The organism is uncultured Thiodictyon sp., from assembly GCA_903837595.1.
GTDB lineage: Bacteria > Pseudomonadota > Gammaproteobacteria > Chromatiales > Chromatiaceae > Thiodictyon.
The window spans coordinates 1-2,642 of sequence record CAILVI010000165.1 but is presented as its reverse complement, the minus strand read 5'-3'; the positions used below and the strand labels follow the sequence as shown (position 1 = coordinate 2,642).

Sequence of the window (2,642 nt, the reverse complement as noted above, 5' to 3'; positions counted from 1 at the left end):
GCGGCCGGCCTGACCGGCGCCGGACTGGCCCGCTCGGCCGGCCGCGCCGTGGGGGCCGCCGGGGTCGCGGACGCCACCTCAACGGCCGGCTTGGCCGGTGCGCTCGGGACCGGACGGACCGGCGCCCCCTTGGGCGCCGCCGGGGTTGCGGACGCGACGTCCACGGTCGGCTTGGCCGGTGCGGCCGGGACCGGCCGAACCGGCGCCGCCTTGGGTGCCGGGGCCTGGGGCACGGACGCCTGCGCCTTTGACGTTGTCGGCGCGGCCGGTGGCTTGGCGGCGGCGACCGTCACCGGGGCCGCCGTCGGTGGCTTGGCCGCAGCCGCGGGCGGCGCCGGCTGGGCGTGAGTCGGGGCGCGCGCCGCGACCGGTGCCGGTGCAGCAGCCGTCGGCAGCATCCGCGGGTCCGGGGTCGGCTCCAACTCCGGCTCCGGCTCGCTCTCGGGGTCACGGTAGGCGTAGACCTTCGCCTCCTTGGGTCGCGACACCGCGGGCTTCGGCTTGGGCTTGACCGGCGCGACGGGCGTGACCGGTTCGGCCGGTTCAGTCACCGGCAGCGGCATACCCGGACCTGTGGCGACGGTCACGACCGGCGCCGGTGGCCCGTCGCGCGGTTCCAGGGCGCAGCCGGCGAACCCGAACACGGGGAGAGCGATGCAGGCAAGAAGGCGAATAGCGTTGGACATCGGTTAAATATCGCCGAGAAAAAGGTTTTCGACCGGGGCCTTGCGTGCGGCCGCAGGCGCGCTCTGGGGGGTCGGGGTTGGGGCCGTCGTTGGGGCCGTTCCCCGCACCGGCCCACCCGCCGCGCCGGCCTCCTGCTGCGCAGGGCCCCGCGGTGCGTCTGGGCGTCGGGCCACTGACTGGGTTTCATCCTTGTCGGGACAGCCCCCCCCCGCGGGGCCACTCTCGATATAGGGTACTCCGGAACGGCCACAGGCGCCGGAGAGCACCACCCCTTCCGGCGGGGACTGCTGGAGCGGCTCGTTCGGGATGGCCAGCATGAACTCCGCCCAGACGCGCAACGCGCCGGTTCCGCCGGCAAAGCCGGTGGGTTTGTAGTCGTCGCGGCCCACCCACACCACGGCCACCTTGTCGCCACTGAAACCGGCAAACCAACTGTCACGCATATCGTCGGTAGTGCCGGTCTTGCCCGCCATGGTCATACCCGCGGGCAGACGCCCCCCCAGCCACTTAGCCGTACCCTCGCGCACCACCTGCTGCATGGCCCAACCGGTCAGGTACGCCGCCCGTGGGTCCACCACCGCCTCCACCGCGAGGGGATAACGGTTGAGCGGGCGTCCGTTGGCGTCCATGACCTCGCGGATCGCCCGCAGCGGAGCGCGATAGCCACCGGCGGCGATGGTCTGATACATCTGAGCCACCTCCAAGGGCGACAGTGAGACCGCGCCCAGCATCATCGCCGGCACCATAACGATGCGGCGCTGAGCCCCCAGACGATACAGTGTATCCGCCACCGCTTTGACCCCGAGGCTCATCCCCAGGTTGACCGTTGCCAGGTTCAAGGAGTGCGCCAGGGCCTGATACAGGGGGATGGAGCCATGGACCGAGTGATCGTAATTCTGGGGCGACCAGACCTGATCGCCGATCCGTAAGCTAAAGGGTTCATCCGGGATACCGGTGGTCAGCGTATAGCGCTCTGGCTTGGACAAGGCGGTGAGATAGACCGCCGGCTTCACCAGCGAGCCGATGGAGCGCACGGTGTCGAGCGCGCGATTAAATCCCGCATACCCGGCCTCGCGCCCGCCCGCCAGGGCCAGCACCTCGCCATTGGAAACGGAGGTGACCACCGCGGCCGTCTCCAGGGTGCCGATCCGCATCCCGCGGGACTTTTCCAATTCCTTCAGCCGCTTCGGCAAGGCGGCCTCAACCGTCACTTGAATCAGCGGGTCGAGGGTGGTGAACACCCGCAGGCCCTCGGAACGCAGGTCCTCGTCCTTATAGTCGCGCTGCAGTTGGCGGCGCACCAGCGCGATGAAGTCCGGGTATTCGCCAGTCGGACGCCCACCCCCCTCGCGCAATCCCAGCGGCTCGGCCTTGGCCGTCTCGCCGGCGGCGGCGGTGATCACGGCGTCGCGCACCATGACGTCGATCACCAGGTTGCGCCGCTTCAGCGCGGCCTCCGGGAAGCGTCGGGGGTCCAGGCTGGAGGGGGCCTGCACCAGGCCGATCAGCAGCGCGATCTGCGGGATACCGAGTTCGTCCAGATTGCGGTTGAAGAAAAAGCTGCTCGCCAGTCCGAAGCCATGGATGCCACGGCGGCCGTCTTGACCCAAATAGATCTCATTGGCGTAGGCCTCCAGGATGTCGTCCTTGCTATAGCGCCACTCCAATAACAAGGCCATGTAGGCCTCGTTGAGCTTGCGCACCATGGTCCGGTCGGCGGTGAGATAGAAATTCTTGACCAATTGTTGAGTCAGGGTACTGGCACCCTCGACCACCCCGCCCGCCCGCAGGTTGTGATAGCCAGCACGGATGATGCCGCGTGGATCGACCCCGTAATGGCTCAAGAAACTCCGGTCCTCCACCGCCATCAGAGTGTTCACCAAAAGGTCAGGCAGGTCCTTACGCTGCACCAGGACCCGATCCTCATTGTGCGTCGGGTAGATACTGGCGATCAG

Annotated in this window: 1 protein-coding gene and 1 pseudogene; both read right to left on the bottom strand. The window is 68.7% G+C overall.

Annotated features, from left to right (window positions below; genetic code table 11):
* Positions 1–686: pseudogene (locus QZY44_RS08830) on the bottom strand (hypothetical protein); the annotation flags it as partial.
* Between the two features lie 3 nt (positions 687–689).
* Positions 690–2,642, bottom strand: a 1,953-nt coding sequence (mrcB, locus tag QZY44_RS08825; protein ID WP_295445187.1) for a penicillin-binding protein 1B, incomplete at its 5' end; no start/stop codon positions are given.